Here is a 19436-nt window from a genome sequence, read left to right on the forward strand (position 1 = left end):
GGACTCCTTCTGTGGATCGCGTAACCCACGTCACAATCATCTTGACATGTACCTGTGTGTACCTGTCACACTATTATCAGTGAACATTTGTACACTGAAATTATGCAACCCGGAAGGAGTGGCTGACAATGGCATCGACCTCCAAGACTCTTGCCCGACGCGGGCTGGCCCTGATCGAAGCCATGGCTGCTCCGCATCAGATCGACAGGTATCTCGAACTCGTCAATCCCATGGCGACGGTGCGCGATGTTCGCGCGCAGGTTGTATCGGTCGACCATCCGACTGCTGATTCAGTGACAGTGACGCTGCGACCGACGCGCCAGTGGCGCGGATTCTCTGCCGGACAGTTCGTCCAGGTGGGTGTCGTGATCGACGGGGTGCGTCATACTCGCTGTTATTCACCAGCCGGTTCCGCGTCCAGCCGCGACGGGCTTATCGAACTCACCGTGAAAGCTCATCCCGGCGGTCTGGTGTCGCAGTATCTGAATGCGCATGCCGAACCGGGACTTGTGGTCAGCTTGTCGCAGGCCGACGGCGTTTTCGTGCTTCCCACTCCACGGCCCTCCCACATCCTCCTGATCAGCGGTGGCAGCGGAATCACCCCCGTGATGTCGATGCTGCGCACGCTCGTCGACGACGGGCACAGCGGCGAGATCGTGTTCCTGCATTACGTGAACACCAAGAAAGATGTGTCGTATCTCGACGCGTTGACGGCCATCGCCGAGCAGTATCGGAATGTAAAACTGGTACTGGTGTACACCGAATCCGGTGGGGGAGACCTCGACGGTTTCTTCGGCGGCACGCACCTGAGCGCAGTGGCGCCCTGGATCGCTGATCCGGAAACGGCCGATGCGCAGGCGTACCTCTGCGGACCACCCGGACTGATGCACGGGGTACGTGAAGTCTTTCGTGAATTCGAGGTAGAGCATCTGCTCCACACGGAGGAGTTTGCGCCCACAGTCGCGGAACCTGGCGAGGCCGGCGGCGAAGTGCTGTTCACCAAAAGTGGAGTGGCAGCGGAAAACTCGGGTCAGACACTCCTCGAGCAGGCCGAAGCAGCTGGGTTGAGCCCCGAATACGGTTGCCGCATGGGCATCTGCTTCTCCTGCACCTCGGTCAAGAAACTCGGCCGCACCCGCAACGTTCGCACCGGTGAGACCGACGACGAACCCGACAAGAAGATCCAACTCTGCGTCAGTGCGCCCGTCGGCGATGTCACCGTAGAGATCTAAGCGCAACGATTTCCAAACGCACCAATACTCTTTGGAGACTGCCATGTTCGGACTTTCACTTTCCACCTTGCCTTTCCTGAACAACGGATCCGACAAGAACGACGCTCCGGTTGTACTCACCTACGATCAGGTCGAGGAAATCGGCCGCGAATTGGATGCGATACGAGATCGCACGGTCGCTTCGCTCGGCGCCGAGGACCGTGAGTACATCTATCGGATCATCAAGGCGCAGCGGGGTTTCGAGGTTGCCGGCCGAGGCCTGATGTACTTGGGCTTCCTGCCGCCGGTGTGGCTCGCGGCGGTTGGTGCGCTGAGTATCTCGAAGATCCTCGACAACATGGAGATCGGGCACAACGTCATGCACGGTCAGTACGACTGGATGCGTGAACCCGGCCTCAATTCCGAAGTGTTCGAATGGGATACGGTGTGCCCGGCGGACCAGTGGCGTCACTCGCACAACTACATGCATCACACGTACACAAACATCCTGGGTAAAGATCGGGATATCGGATACGGCATTCTGCGCATCGACCCCGCCCAGAAGTGGAACCCCTACTACCTCGGTAATCCGGTGTGGGCGTTTGCACTGATGATGCTCTTCGAGTGGGGCGTCATGATGCACGATCTCGAGATCGAGAATGTGCTCGCCGGAAAGCGGAAATGGTACGACGTCAAGCCGCTTCTCAAAGGCTGGTGGAAGAAGGCAGGCAAGCAGGTCCTCAAGGATTACGTTATCTTCCCAGCCCTTACCGGCCCGCTGTTCGTCACGACTCTGGCAGGAAATGTCACCGCCAATCTCGTGCGGAACGTGTGGACGTACTCGATCATCTTCTGCGGCCATTTCCCCACCGGCGTACAGAGTTTCACCGAGGACGAGACGGCCGAGGAGACTCGGGGACAGTGGTATGTCCGTCAGATGCTCGGCAGTGCAAACATCCAGGGTAGTCCGCTGTTTCACATCATGTCCGGCAACCTGTCCCACCAGATCGAGCATCATCTGTTCCCGGACCTGCCGGCACACCGATACCCGCAGATTGCGCCCGAGGTCGAGGCGCTGTGTGCGCAGTACGGTTTGCCGTACAACACGGGCGGCTTCTGGAAGCAGATCGGATCGGTGTGGGGCAAGATCTTCAAGTTTGCTCTGCCGCCTGGAATGATCAAGTCACAGAGTCTCACCGGTGTTATCGTCGAACGCCAGAGAACCGTAGCCTGAGAGGCGCACATGTGATGGTCGGGAAATTTGAACGTCGCAAGGACACCGTCCAGGAATTGACGGAATCGGCTGCGACGCACGTCGGATCCATCGCGATGATTATCGCTGGTGCGGTCCGCGACGTGACGCGGGAAATTGGAGACTGGGTATCCGACGGTATCGAGATGCGTGAGGCGGCAAAGAAAGCCGCCGCCGACGATGACACCGATCCGCCAACTTAACTGATTCGTCATCAAAAAGGACGCCCCCACATCCGTGGAGGCGTCCTTTTTCAGTCAAACAGTACTTCTTAGATAACGCCCAGCGAGATCATGGCGTCGGCGACCTTGACGAAGCCGGCGATGTTCGCGCCGTGCACGTAGTCACCGGGCTTGCCGTACTCGGCAGCTGTGTTGATGGTGCGGCTGTGGATGCCACGCATGATGCGGGCGAGACGCTCGTCGGTGTACTCGAAGCTCCAGGAATCGCGCGATGCGTTCTGCTGCATTTCGAGAGCCGAGGTGGCGACACCACCGGCGTTGGCTGCCTTACCCGGAGCGAACGCGACGTTGGAGTCGCGGAAGAGTGCGATGCCGCCGGGGGTGGTGGGCATGTTCGCGCCTTCGGCAACAGCCTGAACACCGTTGGCGATCAAGGTCTTTGCTGCGTCTTCGTCGAGCTCGTTCTGGGTTGCGCAGGGGAGCGCAACGTCGCACGGCACGTCCCAGATGGAGCCGCCGGCGATGAACTGTGCGTGCGGAACTGCGTCGGCGTACTCGCTGATGCGGCCGCGGCGAACTTCCTTGATCTCCTTGAGGAGGTCGAGGTCGATGCCCTTCTTGTCCACGATGTACCCCGAGGAGTCGGAGCAAGCGATCGCGACGCCGCCGAGCTGGTGGATCTTCTGGATCGCGTAGATGGCCACGTTGCCGGATCCGGAGATCACGACGTTCTTGCCCTCGAGGCTTTCGCCCTTGGCCTTGAGCATTTCGGCGACGAAGTACGCAACGCCGTAGCCGGTGGCTTCGGTGCGAACCTGAGATCCGCCCCAGGTGATGCCCTTGCCGGTGAGAACGCCGGACTCGTAGGTGTTGGTCAGTCGCTTGTACTGGCCGAACAGGTAACCGATCTCACGGCCACCGACGCCGATGTCGCCGGCGGGAACGTCGGTGTATTCACCGATGTGGCGGTGCAGTTCCGTCATGAAGGACTGACAGAAGCGCATGACCTCGGCGTCGGTGCGACCCTTGGGGTCGAAGTCCGAGCCGCCCTTGCCGCCACCGATGGGCAGGCCGGTGAGGGAGTTCTTGAAGATCTGCTCGAAGCCGAGGAACTTCACGATGCCCAGGTTGACACTGGGATGGAAGCGCAGGCCGCCCTTGTACGGGCCGAGTGCGCTGTTGTACTGGACGCGGAAGCCACGGTTGACGTGAACGTTGCCGTTGTCGTCGGTCCACGGCACGCGGAAGATGATCTGGCGTTCCGGCTCGCAGAGGCGCTCGATCAGTCCGGCGTCGGCGTAGCGCGGGTGGCGCTCGAGTACGACGTGGAGGGATTCGAATACTTCAGCTGCAGCCTGGTGGAACTCCGGCTCACCTGCATTGCGAACCAACACCTGATCATAAATCTGCGCTACGCGGTCACGTACGGACACCGCTCACCTACCTGACATTGTGAGTACTTTTTTACATTTCCGTTACATACTAGGCGTCTTTGATGCCCAATCCGGCATCCGTTGGGTGAAGGTGAAATCCGCCACACCGTATTTCTCCTGGAAATCAAGTGACCGTTTTATAACGATTTGCTCTTCTTTCACTCTGTTAACACGGCGCTGGTGGTTTGCTGGCGGAGCGAATGAATAGACAGAGGGGATGCGTGTGCGCTCGAAACGGTCTTTGTCAGCGTTGTTATCCATCGGTGTAGTCACGATTGCGGCAACCATCGCGTCGGCCCCGGCCGCATCCGCCGTGGGTGGTCCGTGTTGGGGAGGCGGTACCGGTTCGCTGGGCTCGCTCGGCTCGATGACAGGTTCTCTTTCAGGCTCTGCGGGAACGGGATCGCTGGCGAATTCTCTGCCCTGGATCACGGGCGCACCGAACGGCGCATTGCCCGTCTTGACCGGCCGGACCAAGGCGATCGAGATGGTGACCGGGCCGGGCAGCCCGAACGATACGATCAACCGTTTCAACGTCTCAGGTACAGATCTCGGAATCATGTGGGACAACGGGCTTTCCGGAGTCGACCACAACGTCTTGATGGCATTCGGTGACACTGTCGGCGACTGCGAGATCGAAGGCGACGACTGGCGCAGCAACGTGCTCTTCCGCAGCAGCAATACCGATTTCCAGGATCGCCTGAGGATCGACAGTTCGCCCAAGGACCTTCCGAATCACTCGAAGGAGATCATCCCGGGATTCGGTATCCCGTTCGAGTTCACGACGATCCCGACGGCAGGCATCGCGTACGGCGGTGTGCAGTACATCCGGTTCATGTCCGTTCGAACGTGGGACGAGCCGGGCTCCTGGACTACCAACTATTCTGCGCTCGCGTACTCGACGGACAACGGCGAGAACTGGGACATCGATCCCGCGACGGTCCGCGCAAACACTCCCGGCCTCGATATCCCGGGAATCCCGGCGGTGTCCTCGATCAACGAGAACTTTCAGCAGAGCGCGTTCCTCGACGGCGGTGACGGCTATATCTACGAGTACGGAACGCCGTCCGGACGCTTCGGTAAGGCAGTGTTGGCGCGTGTCCCGGGTCTCGAGATCCGAAATCCCCTTGCCTACACGTACTGGGACGGCTCGGGCTGGAGCGTGAACTCCGACGACGCGGTGCAGGTCATCAAGGCTCCGGTCAGTGAACTCGCGGTGCAGTGGAACGACTATCTGGACAAGTACGTCGCTATGTACACCAGCGCGGACGGCAGCCTGGTGATCCGCCAGGCTGATCATCCCGAGGGGCCGTGGAGTGGAACGCAGACCCTACTCAGTGGGTATACCTTGCCGAGCCTGTACGGCGGGTTCATGCACCCATGGACCTCGCGGACCGGCAACACTCTCGAGTTTGTCGCGACAACGTGGGATCGCTACAACGTGATCTATATGCAGACAGACCTGACTGGCATGAAGATGGCATCGTCGGATTCGCGTGACCGTCCGGACCCCGCGACAACCGGTGAAGCCGAACTCCTCGAGATGAGAATGCCGGCAGAATAGAAATATGGCCTGCAACTGGAATTCGGTTGCAGGCCATATTCTTTGTCGTCAGAGGATGTAGAGCATTTCCTGATAAGTCGGGAGCGGCCAGTGGTCGTCCGCAACCATCGTTTCCAGGAGATCCGCAGCGGTGCGAACATCCGCCATTGCCGGCATCAATACCTCCTGCGCATGCGTGGCAGCTTCGAGCGGCGAGCCGTGGGGGATTTCCTTGATCGCCGCGCGCAAGGCGGCAAGCGCTGCCCGAAGAGCGGTTACCGGTTCGGAAACCTCGGTCAGGGGCGCGGAATCCGGTTCCATACCCGCAGCCTTCAGGGCAACGAAGTTCTGCGCGATCTCGGTCTGATGGCGCACTGCGGCGGGGAGGATCAGCGTCGTGCCGATTTCAACCGCAAGGCGTGCCTCGACGCCGATGCTCAGCGCGTACTGCTCGAGACCAACCTCGTAGCGGCTGTGCATCTCTCGATGGTTGAAGACGTTGTACTTGTCGAAGAGTTCCAAAGCGGATTCGGAGATGAGTTCGGGCAGAGCGTCCAACGTGGTCCGCAGGTTGGGAAGTCCGCGTGCCTCCGCTTCGATCTGCCAGTTCTCCGAGTAGCCGTCACCGTTGAAGACGACGGCGCCGTGGTTGGTGATGATGTCGGTCAGCAGGTTCTGGACAGCGGTGTCGAAATCGGCTCCGTCGGCAACTGCCGTTTCGAGTTCGGTTGCCATGTAGTCGAGAGCATCGGCCATGATCGTGTTGATCGTGACCATCGGACCGTTGACCGTCTGCATGGAACCTGGGGCGCGGAACTCGAACCTGTTGCCGGTGAAGGCAAATGGGCTTGTCCGGTTGCGGTCGCCGGGATCGGTGGGGAGAACGGGGAGCGTGTCGGCACCGATCATCATGGTGCCCTTGTCCTTCGACGACGTCGCAGCGCCCTTCGCGATCTGCTCGAACACGTCGGCAAGTTGGTCGCCGAGGAAGATCGAGATGATCGCGGGCGGAGCCTCATTGGCGCCGAGACGGTGATCGTTGGTAGCCGACGCCACCGATGCGCGCAGGAGTCCGGCGTACTTGTGGACGGCGCGGATCACAGCGGCACAGAACACCAGGAACTGGGCGTTGTCGTGCGGATTATCGCCGGGGACAAGCAAACTGCCGAGTTCCGAGTTGCCCAGCGAGAAGTTGACGTGTTTGCCGGAGCCGTTGACGCCGTCGAACGGCTTCTCGTGGAACAAGCACTCCATGCCGTGCTTCTTGGCGACGGTCTTGAATGTGGTCATCAAGAGCTGCTGATGATCGGCGGCGATGTTGCCGCGCTCGAACATCGGCGCGATCTCGAACTGGCCGGGAGCAACCTCGTTGTGGCGGGTCTTTGCGGGAATGCCGAGTTTGAACAGTTCACGTTCGGTATCCATCATGAAGCCGAGCACACGCTCGGGGATGGCGCCGAAGTAGTGGTCGTCGAACTCCTGGCCCTTGGGCGGCTTGGTGCCGAAGAGTGTGCGGCCCGCATTGAGCAGGTCGGGGCGGGCGAGGAAGAAGTGCCGATCGATCAGGAAGTACTCCTGCTCGGGGCCGCAGAAGGACACAATCTGCTCGGGTTCGGTATGGCCGAACAGCTTCAGGATGCGTTCGGCATGCAGGCCCATTACCTGCTGTGAACGCAGAAGCGGAGTCTTGTGGTCGAGCGCTTCGCCGGTCATCGACACGAAAACCGTAGGGATGCAGAGTGTATTACCGTTGGGGTTCTCGAGAACGTAGGCCGGGCTGGTGACGTCCCAGCCGGTGTAACCGCGCGCCTCGAACGTATTGCGCAGCCCGCCGTTGGGGAAGCTCGATGCATCCGGCTCACCCTGGATGAGCGTCTTGCCCGCGAACTCGGCGAGCGCCGATCCGTCGCCCACCGGCTCGAAGAAGCTGTCGTGCTTCTCGGCCGTGAGACCGGTCAAGGGGTAGAAGACGTGCGCGTAGTGGGTGGCGCCCTTCTCGAGCGCCCAGTCCTTCATGGCCGATGCGACGGCGTCTGCAACTGCCGGGTCCAGAGGCTTGCCCTGTTCGATTGTCGCGATCACGGACTTGTAGATCTGCTTGGGCAGGCGCTTCTGCATCACCACCTTGTTGAACACGTTGGCGCCGAACACTTCACCGGGAGCTTCGTCGCCTGAGAAACTCACAACGGGAGGCGTGTAGGCCTCGACGTCTTTGATCGCTTGCAGGCGAACTGCGTTTCCACTCATCTACGTACCCCTCGCGCGGCCAGGGCAGCTTGTTGCGACCCGATTGCCGAGCAGCTTACGAACCTTCTGTATCGGGAATGTTTCGTAGATATTTCGCCTGCTTGCAAACTTGTCGGTAGGTTCGGGCAGGATTGGCGAAATGTCAGCGATCCGGGTGTTGGTGGGCAGTACGGTCGAGCCGGAAAATCTTGCGGAGGTCATTGATCTCTACCGCGAACTCGTGCGCGAGACCCGCAAGGAGAATGGCTGCATCAGCTACGAATTACTTCAGCGCGGCGACAATCCCGGTGAGCTGATGTTGGTGGAGGAATGGGAATCTCAGGCACACCTGGACGCCCACACGCACACCGAGCATTTTGTGCGGCTGGTTGCTGCCCTGGACGATCTCGAGAAGGCTGTCCCGGCACAGATTTATTCAAAAGTGTTGTGACGCAGCTATTCCCGTAGGTATCGATTGCTGCTAGAATCGATTGTACGTTCAAACTGGGGGGGTTTGATGAGCGACACTGTGGATGCATTGGTCGAAGGACATGCTTCCATTGCGCGCGCCCAGTTCCTCGAAGTTGATGCCGTCACGTCGCTCTATTTCGAACGCTGCTCCGAGGATGAAAAGGCCGGACGCAACGCTGCGGTTCAGGGCGAATTTGTTCATGTCGAGGTTGCGTTCGTTCTGAGTATCACCGAGTATGCGGCGACGCGGATGATCTCGTTGGGGTGTGATCTGCGTTTGCGGTTGCATCGTGTGTCTGCGGCATTTGCGTCAGGTGAGATTGATCTCGGCAAGGCGACCGCGTGCTCGGATGCGCTGGCCAATGTGTCCGATGATGCACTTGATCTTGTTGAACGGTTACTTCTGGACGGCGCAGCCGCATGCAGCAGCAGCCGTCTCAAGGCACGGGCGCGCAGTCTCATTGCACGCCACGATCCGGAAGGTGCACGCGCGCGGCGTCGCCGCGCGCAGGAAGATCGTGACGTGCGGATCAGTGCAGGTGTCGACGGTATGTCGACGCTCGACGGTGTGCTGCCGGCAGTGGGTGCGCAGGCAGTGGCGGCGAAGCTGGCGACCATGTCGCGGCAGGTGTGTGCTCGCGATCCTCGCACGTTGGCACAACGTCGTGCCGACGCTTTGGTGGCGATGTCGCAGGGGCGATCGACCCTCGCCTGTGCGTGCGGCACTGATTGTGGGCGAGATGTGGAGCCGGCATCCACCCCGTCCCAAGCGACGATCCTGGTGGGCGTCAATGTTTCCACATTGCTCGGCTTCGATGATCTGCCGGCTTTTCTGCATGGCTACGGTGCCATCGACGCCGAGTTGGCGCGGGAAATCGCGGCCGATGGTGTGTGGCGGCAAGTGCTGACGCTCTCGGAGAAAGATCGTCAGATTCTCTGCCAAAACCTCACCGGAGCATCAGGTTTCAAGTCCGGTGGACCAGTGCTCGGAGTGGGCAGGCGGTCGGCTGCGCCCCTCCTCACACCAGCTGCCGTCGCAGCCCGAAAACGTCACCGGGAAGAGCGGACGTATCGACCGTCTGCTGCACTGGCGCAAACGGTTCGGACCCGCGACGGCACGTGCCGGTTCCCGAATTGTGGTGCGCGGGCTGAGAATTGCGATCTCGACCACACGGTGGCGTTCAATCATGCGAATCCTGACCGTGGTGGGCTCACCACCGAGCAGAATCTGGCATGCGTGTGTCGCAAGCATCATCGGCTCAAGACGTTCGGATATTGGTCGGTGCGGCAAATTGGGGGAGGCGAACTCGAATGGGTCGCGCCGACTGGTTCTGTTGTCGTGACGAAGCCTCGGGGTGCGTTCACTGACCCCGATGTGCGGCCCGACGAAGTCGAGCGGTTCGGGCTTACCGAGAATCATGTGGTCGAGAGATTGTTCCGATGCCACGGCCGTGGTGTCGAGGCAGATCTCGAGTTTCTGCTCGACTCCACGGTGGCGGGATGGCGGCGAAGGCGGAAACTGGCTCGTGCTGCGATTCCAGCCCAGGTGGTGGACGAACCGCCACCGTTCTGACCAGAAAGTATGGTGCCCCTGGCAGTAAAAATGCCCCTGCCTAGCGAAGGGGCGGGGCATTTTCACTACGACGTTAGACCCTATGACTTGCCTGGATATCTGCGAGCGCATTTATGCGACGCTGCAGATACCGAGTGTGGGACCCAAACCACGCGGGCGCCCACAGCCAGGTCATTACCGGCGATACTTGCACCGGCGAATTCATCATCCCGTGCGCCTGATTGAGTCGCTTCGCGGTGCGAGACAGGCCGACGAGTCCGTAGAAGGGAATGATCTGCGACCACCATCGGGTCCACCCCTCGCGCTCATTGCCGGTGAAGGATGCGAGTTCGCCGTTGATGCGGTCGTACCAGACCAGGTAGTAGATCCCCAGCGTGATGCCGGTCAGCCACCACAGTCCCCATGCCCCCTGCTTCCTGATTGTCGTTTGCTGAACCGTCGTTTGGATCCCCTGTTGCGTCACTGCGCTGCCCTTCGAGTGTTTGCCCACACGTTGCTTGGTGGGTGCTAGATACTCATACCAGACAGACCGGTCGCAATGAGTATTAATGGCCACTTATTCACCTCGGGGCGGGGGATCCTGTGCGTGTGGCGGAACCGCGAGAGTGAGGGTATTCAGCGCTTCGATGTATGCCGTCTTATCTCAGGCAGTCTCCTGCACAGTTGACTGCCGAACTACGCATCGTGGCTGCGGTTGCGGCGAAAGCAAAGACCTTTTCGCGTCCACCGCCCGACGTACTTCGAGTTGGCGTAACCGTTTCGCCCCAGGTCGCGCGCACGAATTGACCTGGGGATTCAATCAAAAAAGTGCCCCCGGCAGGATTCGAACCTGCGACCAAGAGATTAGAAGGCTCTTGCTCTATCCCCTGAGCTACGGAGGCGCGGAGACGATATTACCTGCCCGCCGGACTGCGCTCGATCACCCCCGTCTGGAATACGCTCGATAGGAGAAGACGCCGAATGGGAGCTGCAGATGCGGGATGTTCTGTCCGAACTGATGAAGGTGTGGCGCGCCGACGGTACGGCAGGTGTCGGAACAGTGGTGCGGACGTTCCGGTCAGCTCCCAGAATGCCGGGCGCGTCGATGCTGGTGGCCCCGGACGGTTCCGTCACCGGCTCGGTCTCCGGTGGGTGTGTTGAAGGCACTGTCTACGAAACAGCTACGGAGGTAATCGAATCCGGCGTACCTACCCTCGAGAAGTACGGCGTAGCTGACGACGACGCGTTTGCTGTCGGGCTGACATGCGGCGGCACGATCGAGGTATTTGTCGAACCGGTGTCGAGAGAGACTTTCGGCAGTCTCGAGAGTGTGGCCGCCGATGTCGAGGAGCATCGCCCGGTAGCGGTGGCAACCGTAATCGCTCACCCTGATCCGCTGTGGGTGGGCCGACGGTTGGTGGTGCGACCGGACACCACGGACGGGTCGATCGGGTCGGCGCGCGCGGATTCGGCGGTGACCGACGACGCTCGTGGCCTGTTGGCAGCGGGACGCACGGAGGTGCTGACGTACGGGCCGGACGGTGAGCGTCGGGGAGAGGGGATGCGGGTTTTTGTCGCGAGCTACGCGCCCCGCGCCCGGATGCTGGTATTCGGGGCCATCGATTTTGCGGCCGCAGTTGCCAAGCAAGGTTCATTTCTCGGGTACCGGGTAACGGTGTGTGACGCCCGCGAGGTTTTTGCGACGCCGTCACGGTTCCCGACGGCCGATGAAGTGGTGATCGACTGGCCGCATCGGTATTTGGCAGCGCAGGCGGAGGACGGGGCAATCGACTCACGCACCGTGATCTGCGTACTGACCCACGATCCGAAGTTCGACGTGCCACTGCTCGAGGTCGCGCTCCGACTACCGGAAGTCGGGTTTGTCGGCGCGATGGGTTCGCGTCGCACCCATCAGGACCGACTCGAGCGATTGCGCGCGGCGGGTGTCACCGACCATGAGTTGACGAGGCTGGCGAGTCCGATCGGTTTGGACCTCGGTGCGCGGACGCCGGAGGAAACCGCGGTGTCGATCGCTGCGGAGATCATTGCGCTGAGGTGGGGCGGTGAGGGTAAGCCGCTGAGTGGGTTGGAGGGTCCCATTCACCGCAGTTCAGGTGAATCGGAGGCTCGCTGACCTGGGGAATTGTGCAGCCACCCGTGGCCCCCTTGACTCGTTGTGATGCTCGGCAGAAGCTGGGATAACAGTCGAATGTGGGGTGCATCACATGCAGGTTCCTGGGCCGTTCGAGTACGAGCGGGCAACCGGTATCGACGACGCCATCGGATTGCTGGAGCGACTGGGCGATCAGGCGCGCGTTGTTGCGGGCGGACACAGCCTGCTTCCGATGATGAAACTGAGACTGGCAAACCCCGGGTATCTGATCGATATCAACGATTTGGCCGAGGAGCTTGGCTACGTCACCTTTGATGGTGGACACGTTCGGATCGGCGCGATGGCCCGCCATCGGCAGCTACTCGAATCCGACGAACTTGCCGACGCCTTCCCGATCTTTCGGGATGCGGAAAAAGTGATCGCCGATCCGGTGGTGCGAAACCGCGGAACCATCGGCGGCTCGTTGTGTCAGGCCGACCCGGCGGAAGACCTCAGCACAGTGTGCTCGGTGTTGGAGGCGACGTGCGTCGTACGTGGTCCTTTGGGAGCCCGCGACATTCCGATGGCGGAATTTCATGTCGGCCCCTATGAGACTGCCTTGGGTGCCAACGAGATTCTGGTCGAGGTTCGGATTGCGCGTCGGGCTCACAGCTCGAGCGCCTACGCGAAGGTGGAACGCCGGGTGGGGGATTGGGCGATCACCGCTGCGGGTGCATCTGTGTGGATGGCTGACGGCGCGATATCAGGAGCCCGACTCGGCCTTACCGCTGTCAATTCCGATCCGCAGGCGCTTGCCGAGATTTCCGGGTATCTGGAGCGGAAAGCGCCGTCCGAGGAGGTTTATCGGCGCGCAGGGGAGATGGCCGAGCAGGCTTGCGAACCCGTCACCGATCAGCGCGGAAGTGCCGACTACAAACGCCACCTTGCCGGCGAACTTACCGTCCGCACTCTGCGAACCACTGTGGCCAGGATTGGGGAAGATTGATATGCGGGTAACGATGACGGTCAACGGCGAGCCGGTGTCGGAAGACGTGGAACCGCGCATGTTGTTGGTGCATTTCCTGCGAGACCAACTGCAACTCACAGGAACTCACTGGGGATGCGACACGAGCAATTGCGGGACCTGCGTGGTGACGGTGGACGGGGAACCGGTGAAGTCGTGCACGATGCTCGCGGCTATGGCCGACGGTCACGAGATCGGAACCGTCGAAGGTCTCGAACGCGGCGGCGTGCTCGATCCGATTCAAGAGGGCTTTATGCACTGCCACGGATTGCAATGTGGCTTTTGCACTCCGGGGATGATGATTACCGCGCGAGCACTCCTTGATCGCGATCCCGATCCTGACGAACTGACGATCAGGGAAGCGATTTCCGGTCAAATCTGCCGTTGCACGGGATATACGACGATCGTGCGTTCGGTGCAGTGGGCTGCGGCGCATCCGGTAGGAGGTGCGTGATGACCACCGTGGACTCGGCTCCCGAGCTCGAGGTCAACGACGGAAAGCCGTGCGGGCACGGGCGAATGCTCCGAAAGGAGGATCCCCGCTTCATTCGGGGACAGGGTCACTATCTCGACGACGTGCAACTGCCCGGCATGCTGCATTTGGCAATTCTGCGGGCTCCGGTGGCACATGCACGACTGGTGAGCATCGATACCACTGCGGCGCAGGAACATCCGAAGGTGAAGGCAGTGGTGACCGGAGCGGATCTGGCCGAACAGGGTCTGGCCTGGATGCCGACGCTGTCGAGCGACGTTCAAGCGGTGCTGGTCACTGACAAGGTGCGCTTTCAAGGGCAGGAGGTTGCATTTGTCGTGGCCGAGGATCGGTACTCGGCGCGCGATGCCCTGGAGTTGATCGAGGTCGAGTACGACATCCTCGATCCGGTGATCGACGCGCGTACCGCATTGTCGCCGGACGCCCCGGTGATCCGCACGGACCTCGACGGCAAGACGGACAATCACTGCTTCGACTGGGAGACCGGTGACAAAGCCGCCACCGACGCGGTGTTTGCCGCAGCCGATGTTGTGACAAAACAGGAGATCGTCTACCCGCGTGTGCATCCGGCTCCGATGGAAACCTGTGGGGCAGTGGCCGATTACGACCGTGTCTCGGGAAAGCTGACCTTGTGGTCGACCAGTCAGGCTCCGCACGCGCACCGCACTCTCTACGCTCTGGTGGCAGGTTTGCCTGAACACAAGATCCGCGTGATCTCCCCGGATATCGGGGGCGGGTTCGGAAACAAGGTGCCGATCTATCCGGGGTACGTGTGTGCGATCGTTGCCTCACTCGTGACCGGGAAACCGGTCAAGTGGATGGAAGACCGCAGCGAAAACCTCACCAGCACAGGCTTTGCCCGCGACTACATCATGCTGGGCGAAATTGCGGCAACCAAGGAAGGCAGGATCCAGGCCATCCGCACTCATGTGCTGGCCGATCACGGCGCATTCAACGGGACGGCGGCACCTACCAAGTATCCGGCTGGGTTCTTCGGCGTCTTCACCGGCAGTTACGACCTCGAAGCCGCATACTGCGCGATGACGGCCGTGTACACGAACAAAGCTCCGGGCGGAGTGGCCTACGCGTGTTCCTTCCGGATCACCGAGGCGGTGTACTTGGTGGAGCGGTTGGTGGACTGCCTTGCGTTCGACTTGGACATGGACCCCGCAGAACTGCGATTGAAAAACCTGCTGAAGCCGGATCAGTTCCCCTACACGAGCAAGACCGGCTGGAAATACGACTCGGGCGACTACGCAACAACCATGCGCAAAGCGATGGACATGATCGGCTACGACGCATTGCGACGCGAGCAGGCTGAGAAGCATTCACGCGGCGAGTTGATGGGCATCGGTATGTCCTTCTTCACCGAGGCCGTCGGCGCGGGGCCGCGCAAGAACATGGACATCCTCGGACTCGGTATGGCCGACGGTTGTGAATTGCGAATACACCCGACCGGCAAAGCGGTGGTAAGGATCTCGGTTCAGACACAGGGGCAGGGACACGAAACGACCTTCGCTCAGATCGTGGCCGAAGAACTGGGGATTCCGCCGGACGATATCGACGTGGTGCACGGCGATACCGACAACACGCCATTCGGGTTGGGCACCTACGGCAGTCGATCAACGCCGGTATCCGGTGCCGCCGCTGCGCTGGTGGCACGCAAAGTACGAGACAAGGCCAAGATCATTGCTTCGGGGATGCTCGAGGTGTCCGTCGCGGACCTCGAATGGGAGAAGGGATCCTTTCATGTGAAAGGCGATCCTTCGGCGACGGTCAGCATCGCGGATATCGCGATGCGGGCACATGGTGCCGGTGATCTGCCCGAGGGGATCGAGGGTGGACTCGAAGCCCAAATCTGTTACAACCCGGAGAATCTGACCTATCCGTATGGCGCCTACTTCTGCGTGGTCGACATCGATCCGGGAACGGCGCAGGTCACTGTTCGCAGATTCCTGGCGGTGGACGACTGCGGAACCCGGATCAATCCGATGATCATCGAGGGGCAGGTGCACGGCGGTATCGTCGACGGTATCGGCATGGCGTTGATGGAGATCATCAGCTTCGACGAGGACGGCAACTGCCTCGGCGGTTCGCTCATGGATTACCTCATCCCGACAGCGATGGAAGTGCCCAACCTCGAAACCGGATTCACGGTGACGCCATCACCGCATCATCCGATCGGCGCCAAGGGAATTGGCGAAAGCGCAACCGTCGGCTCGCCGCCCGCCGTGGTGAATGCGGTTGTTGACGCCCTGAAGCCGTTCGGGATTCGACATGCGGACATGCCGTTGACGCCGTCGCGGGTGTGGGAGGCGATGCAGGGTCGAGGTAGGCCCCCGATCTGAGAAACCCGATCCGAGAAAGGTTGCGGCGATGAACGGCACCACTCACGACGTGCGTGTGCGCGCCGAGCAGTTGATCGGTGAGCGCCGTCCTTTTGTGACCGCGACTGTCGTCCGGGCTCAGCAACCCACGTCGGCGCATCCCGGCGATACGGCAATTGTGTTCTCGGACGGAACAATCGAGGGATTTGTCGGCGGACAGTGTGCCCAGAACTCGGTGCGCGAAGCTGCCAGAGGAGCGTTGGACAGCGGTGAAAGTGTGCTGCTGCGAGTACTTCCCGATGGGGCGCCGACATTTCCGAAGGCCAGCGGCGCGGATGTGGTGGTCAATCCGTGTCTGTCCGGTGGCGCGATGGAAATATTCTTGGAACCCACTCTGCCGGCACATGTGCTGTCGCTGTACGGCGATACCCCCATCGCGGATGCGGTGGTCGAGTTCGCGCGCGTGCTCGACCTCGAGGTTGTGCGAGGGTCTGCCGTGGACGCTGTGACGCCGGATGCAACCGCTGTGATCATCGCAAGTCTTGGCGGTGAGGAGGCGCTGACGATTCGCGCCGCGCTCGATGCCGGAGTGCAGTACATCGGCCTGGTCGCGAGTCGAGTGCGGGGCGCCGCGGTGCTCGAACAACTGGAGTTGACGGATTCGGAGCGGGCGCGAGTTCACACTCCGGTCGGGATGTACATCGGCGCCAAAACACCAGCAGAGATAGCGCTTTCCATAGCTGTCGACGTGGTCCGAGCTATCCGTCTCGATGGTGTGAGCGCCGGACGTCGCGAGTACACAACCGGAACAACGGCAGTCGATCCCATCTGCGGAATGACGGTCACCGTCACTGCTGACACTCCGCATCTCGAGGATGACGGCGTCGACGTGTGGTTCTGCTCGCCGGGTTGTCGCATTGAGTACGAGAAGACATGAGCGGCGAATTCACCGACGTTGCGGAGTTGATCCACCGCTTCGACACACATGACTATCTCTTGGATACGGGCACGGCAACAGCGCTGTATCTTGCTCTGGAACTGGGTCGGCCACTGCTGCTGGAAGGTGAGCCGGGAGTGGGGAAAACAACCGCGGCAAAGGCTTTGGCGCTCGCGCTCGACGCGCCGTTGATTCGATTGCAGTGCTACGAGGGGCTCAGTGCGAGTGAATCGCTCTACGACTGGAACTATCAGCGTCAGCTACTGGCGATCAAACTGTCCGAGGCACGTGGGGATGCGCTCGACGAAGCTGACCTGTTTACCGAGGAGTTCCTTCAGGAACGACCCATTCTGCGGTGTGTGCGACACCGCGGGCCGGCCGCTCCCGTGTTGCTCATCGACGAAATCGACCGCGCGGACGACGAATTCGAGGCGCTGCTCCTCGAGTTTCTGGGTGAATCCTCCGTGACGGTTCCTGAATTGGGTACGTTCACGGCGCTGCACCACCCGGTGGTGGTGTTGACGTCGAACCGCAGCCGCGACCTCCATGACGCGCTCCGGCGGCGTTGCCTCTACCACTGGATCGACTACCCCGAACCGGAGCGTGCGGTCGCGATCGTACGGCGCATGGTGCCGTCGGCGAATTCGGCGCTGATCGAGCATGCCACCGCATTTGTCGGACAAATTCGGGGAGCCGATCTCGACAAGGCGCCGGGCATCGCCGAAACCATCGACTGGGTATCGGCACTCGTGACGTTGGGGGTGGCCGATCTGGTTCGGGAGGATGTGATTGTCAGCTTGGGTGCATTGGCAAAAACTCCGGACGATCGCGCGGTACTGCGCGGCGAGTTGATGAAAGGGCCACCATGAAGATCGCACACGAATTCACCGTCACCGCACCCGTCGAGCAGGCGTGGACAACCCTGACCGACCTCGAAGGAATCGCGCCCCTGCTACCGGGAGCACAGATGACCGGACGGGAGGGAGACGATTTCCTGGGCACCGTGACCGTCAAAGTGGGACCGGTACTCAGCGAGTTCGCCGGCCGCGCAACATTCGTGGAGAGGGATGAAGAAACACACAAAGCCGTGATCAATGCCCGTGGCCGTGACAAACGCGGATCCGGAAATGCGAGCGCCACCATCACGGCGCAGCTGCATCCCGAAGGGGCGCAGACGCGGGTGAGTGTGGATACCGATGTGAAGATCGTCGGAAAACTGGCGCAGTTCGGCAGTTCCGTGATCACGCAGGTCTCGGAGAAGCTGATGGGGGAGTTTGCGGACTCCTTGGAACAGAAACTTGCCGGACCAGTAGAGGCAACGGAAGTGTCGGCGCCCGAGGCTCCGGCTGTCGAACCCCTCGACCTTGTCGAACTCGCCGGCGGGTCTGTCGCGAAACGTGCCCTGCCATTACTTGTTGCGGTAGCAGCGGCGATCGTCGTGTTCGTACTGCTGCGTCGCCGAAGCAGATGATCCCCAGTGCGAGCGCCACTTTATTGCGCGGTGTGGATGTTGCGGCCTTCGCCACCGCCTTGGTCGAGGTGTTGCGCCGGCACGGTGTCGGAGTCTCCGCCGTCGGGGCTGCCAACTTCAGTGAAGCCTTGCATGTCCAATCGCCACGCACCCGGACCCAGTTGTACTGGACCGCGCGGATCACTCTGATCAACCGCCAGGAAGATCTCGAGGTCTTCGACGCGCAGTTCGCGCGAGTATTTGTAGGCGCGACTCTGGGCCTGGACCCGATTGCGCGCCGGGTGGGCTGCGATCGCGCAGTCGGTGACGCTCCTCGCGCTGTGGGTGGTGCTTCTCGCGGCGGCCGGGAAATCATCGACGTTCCGTGGATCGGGCGTGCGACGTCAGGTGGGCGAGAAGCCGGGCCGGATCAGGTTCGGCCGGGTCTGCTACTGCCGAGCGCGCTCGCCGGAAAATCCGAGGAGCCTTTTGCGCAGTTGAGCCCGAGCGATCTTGCACTCCTCGGACAGTGGCTCGAACAGGCCGAGCCGGACTGGCCGAAGCGCCGCCGCAGAAGGCGAAGACTGGGCCCGCGCGGAACCATCGACCTGCGAGCAAGCATGAGCACCGCGAGACGTACCGGTTTCGAGTTCGTACGCCTGGCCCGTGCTCGCCCGCAGCAGCGGCCGCGCACGATTGTGGTGCTGTGCGACGTCAGTCGCTCGATGCACGGATACGCGGACATGTATCTGCATCTGATGAGAGTCGCCGCCCGGCGGGGCGACGCCGAAGTTTTTGCCTTCTCGACCACGCTGACCCGGCTGACTCCGATCCTGGCGCATCGCAGCGCCGACGCGGCCATTGCCGAAGCCAATACCCGAGTTGTCGACCGGTACGGCGGCACCCACATCGGAACGTCCATCGCGTCACTGCTCGCCTCGCATCATGGGCATACCTTGCGAGGCGCAGTTGTGATCATCGCCTCCGACGGCTGGGACAGCGACGAACCCGACATCCTCGAGCGAGCTATGGCCCGAGTTCGGCGTCGCGCCCACCGAGTCGTGTGGCTCAATCCACGCGCCGGTGCAACCGGGTTCGAACCCCTGACCGGTTCTATGGCAGCGGCCTTGCCCTACTGCGACACCGTGCTCCCGGCAGACCGATTGACCGCTCTGCGAGCCCTGTTCACAGCAGTCTCCGACGCACAGTAGTAGGTGGATTGTCGTCGAGGATCCCCGACGTC

At 61.3% G+C, this 19436-nt stretch carries 17 protein-coding genes and 1 tRNA gene; 14 read left to right on the forward strand and 4 right to left on the reverse strand.

Annotated features, from left to right (window positions below; translation table 11 throughout):
• The first annotated feature begins 128 nt into the window (after positions 1 to 128).
• Genes ACFRFQ_RS16920 through ACFRFQ_RS16930 form a run of 3 tightly spaced genes read left to right on the forward strand, consistent with a single transcriptional unit; the run spans position 129 to position 2666 of the window.
• Complete coding sequence (locus tag ACFRFQ_RS16920; protein ID WP_378659811.1) at positions 129 to 1232, forward strand: ferredoxin reductase; 1104 nt, start codon at positions 129 to 131, stop codon at positions 1230 to 1232.
• 43 nt (positions 1233 to 1275) lie between these two features.
• The gene (locus tag ACFRFQ_RS16925; protein ID WP_378659814.1) at positions 1276 to 2445 is read left to right on the forward strand and encodes a fatty acid desaturase family protein; all 1170 of its coding nucleotides are present in this window, start codon (positions 1276 to 1278) and stop codon (positions 2443 to 2445) included.
• 14 nt (positions 2446 to 2459) lie between these two features.
• Complete coding sequence (locus tag ACFRFQ_RS16930; RefSeq protein ID WP_378659816.1) at positions 2460 to 2666, forward strand: hypothetical protein; 207 nt, start codon at positions 2460 to 2462, stop codon at positions 2664 to 2666.
• Positions 2667 to 2734: 68 nt separating this feature from the next.
• Here ACFRFQ_RS16930 and gdhA read toward each other — a convergent pair whose 3' ends face one another.
• Positions 2735 to 4078 carry an NADP-specific glutamate dehydrogenase gene (gene gdhA, locus ACFRFQ_RS16935; RefSeq protein WP_378659819.1) on the reverse strand — a complete coding sequence of 448 codons (1344 nt, stop codon included), beginning with the start codon at positions 4076 to 4078 and terminating at the stop codon, positions 2735 to 2737.
• 217 nt (positions 4079 to 4295) lie between these two features.
• Here gdhA and ACFRFQ_RS16940 point away from each other — a divergent pair, with 217 nt between their 5' ends.
• Positions 4296 to 5642 (forward strand): DUF4185 domain-containing protein, encoded by a 1347-nt coding sequence (locus ACFRFQ_RS16940; protein WP_378659822.1) that lies wholly within the window; start codon positions 4296 to 4298, stop codon positions 5640 to 5642.
• Between the two features lie 48 nt (positions 5643 to 5690).
• Here the strand turns inward: ACFRFQ_RS16940 and ACFRFQ_RS16945 are convergent, their stop codons facing one another.
• Positions 5691 to 7868, reverse strand: coding sequence for a glutamine synthetase III (locus ACFRFQ_RS16945; protein WP_378659824.1), 2178 nt, complete (start codon positions 7866 to 7868; stop codon positions 5691 to 5693).
• Positions 7869 to 8007: 139 nt separating this feature from the next.
• Between ACFRFQ_RS16945 and ACFRFQ_RS16950 the strand changes: the two genes are divergently transcribed.
• Together ACFRFQ_RS16950 and ACFRFQ_RS16955 are read left to right on the forward strand one after the other, a co-directional pair.
• The gene (locus ACFRFQ_RS16950) at positions 8008 to 8298 is read left to right on the forward strand and encodes a putative quinol monooxygenase (RefSeq protein WP_378659827.1); all 291 of its coding nucleotides are present in this window, start codon (positions 8008 to 8010) and stop codon (positions 8296 to 8298) included.
• Between the two features lie 66 nt (positions 8299 to 8364).
• Positions 8365 to 9891 carry a DUF222 domain-containing protein gene (locus ACFRFQ_RS16955; RefSeq protein WP_378659830.1) on the forward strand — a complete coding sequence of 509 codons (1527 nt, stop codon included), beginning with the start codon at positions 8365 to 8367 and terminating at the stop codon, positions 9889 to 9891.
• Positions 9892 to 9964: 73 nt separating this feature from the next.
• Here ACFRFQ_RS16955 and ACFRFQ_RS16960 read toward each other — a convergent pair whose 3' ends face one another.
• Both ACFRFQ_RS16960 and ACFRFQ_RS16965 read right to left on the reverse strand, forming a co-directional pair.
• The gene (locus tag ACFRFQ_RS16960) at positions 9965 to 10447 is read right to left on the reverse strand and encodes a hypothetical protein (RefSeq protein WP_378659833.1); all 483 of its coding nucleotides are present in this window, start codon (positions 10445 to 10447) and stop codon (positions 9965 to 9967) included.
• A gap of 252 nt (positions 10448 to 10699) precedes the next feature.
• A tRNA-Arg gene (locus ACFRFQ_RS16965) sits at positions 10700 to 10772 on the reverse strand.
• A gap of 92 nt (positions 10773 to 10864) precedes the next feature.
• Between ACFRFQ_RS16965 and ACFRFQ_RS16970 the strand changes: the two genes are divergently transcribed.
• The 8 genes from ACFRFQ_RS16970 to ACFRFQ_RS17005 all read left to right on the forward strand — a co-directional run bounded on the left by ACFRFQ_RS16970 (position 10865) and on the right by ACFRFQ_RS17005 (position 19404).
• Positions 10865 to 12004: an XdhC family protein gene (locus ACFRFQ_RS16970; RefSeq protein WP_378659836.1), complete on the forward strand. Its 1140-nt coding sequence runs from the start codon at positions 10865 to 10867 to the stop codon at positions 12002 to 12004.
• Positions 12005 to 12095: 91 nt separating this feature from the next.
• Positions 12096 to 12968 carry an FAD binding domain-containing protein gene (locus tag ACFRFQ_RS16975; RefSeq protein ID WP_378659838.1) on the forward strand — a complete coding sequence of 291 codons (873 nt, stop codon included), beginning with the start codon at positions 12096 to 12098 and terminating at the stop codon, positions 12966 to 12968.
• Between the two features lies 1 nt (position 12969).
• Positions 12970 to 13440, forward strand: coding sequence for a (2Fe-2S)-binding protein (locus ACFRFQ_RS16980; RefSeq protein WP_138873703.1), 471 nt, complete (start codon positions 12970 to 12972; stop codon positions 13438 to 13440).
• Positions 13440 to 15827, forward strand: coding sequence for an aerobic carbon-monoxide dehydrogenase large subunit (locus ACFRFQ_RS16985; RefSeq protein WP_378659841.1), 2388 nt, complete (start codon positions 13440 to 13442; stop codon positions 15825 to 15827). The genes ACFRFQ_RS16980 and ACFRFQ_RS16985 overlap by 1 nt, the downstream gene beginning before the upstream one ends.
• 28 nt (positions 15828 to 15855) lie before the next feature.
• Positions 15856 to 16743 (forward strand): XdhC family protein, encoded by an 888-nt coding sequence (locus ACFRFQ_RS16990; RefSeq protein ID WP_378659844.1) that lies wholly within the window; start codon positions 15856 to 15858, stop codon positions 16741 to 16743.
• A complete protein-coding gene (locus tag ACFRFQ_RS16995) occupies positions 16740 to 17612 on the forward strand; it encodes an AAA family ATPase (protein WP_378659847.1) in 873 nt (290 codons plus the stop codon). The genes ACFRFQ_RS16990 and ACFRFQ_RS16995 overlap by 4 nt, the downstream gene beginning before the upstream one ends.
• Positions 17609 to 18214, forward strand: a complete 606-nt coding sequence (locus tag ACFRFQ_RS17000; RefSeq protein ID WP_378659850.1) for an SRPBCC family protein — start codon at positions 17609 to 17611, stop codon at positions 18212 to 18214. The genes ACFRFQ_RS16995 and ACFRFQ_RS17000 overlap by 4 nt, the downstream gene beginning before the upstream one ends.
• Complete coding sequence (locus ACFRFQ_RS17005) at positions 18211 to 19404, forward strand: VWA domain-containing protein (RefSeq protein WP_378659853.1); 1194 nt, start codon at positions 18211 to 18213, stop codon at positions 19402 to 19404. The genes ACFRFQ_RS17000 and ACFRFQ_RS17005 overlap by 4 nt, the downstream gene beginning before the upstream one ends.
• Positions 19405 to 19436: the final 32 nt, after the last annotated feature.

Source organism: Rhodococcus sp. NPDC056743 (assembly GCF_042790355.1).
Taxonomy (GTDB): Bacteria; Actinomycetota; Actinomycetes; order Mycobacteriales; family Mycobacteriaceae; genus Rhodococcus_F.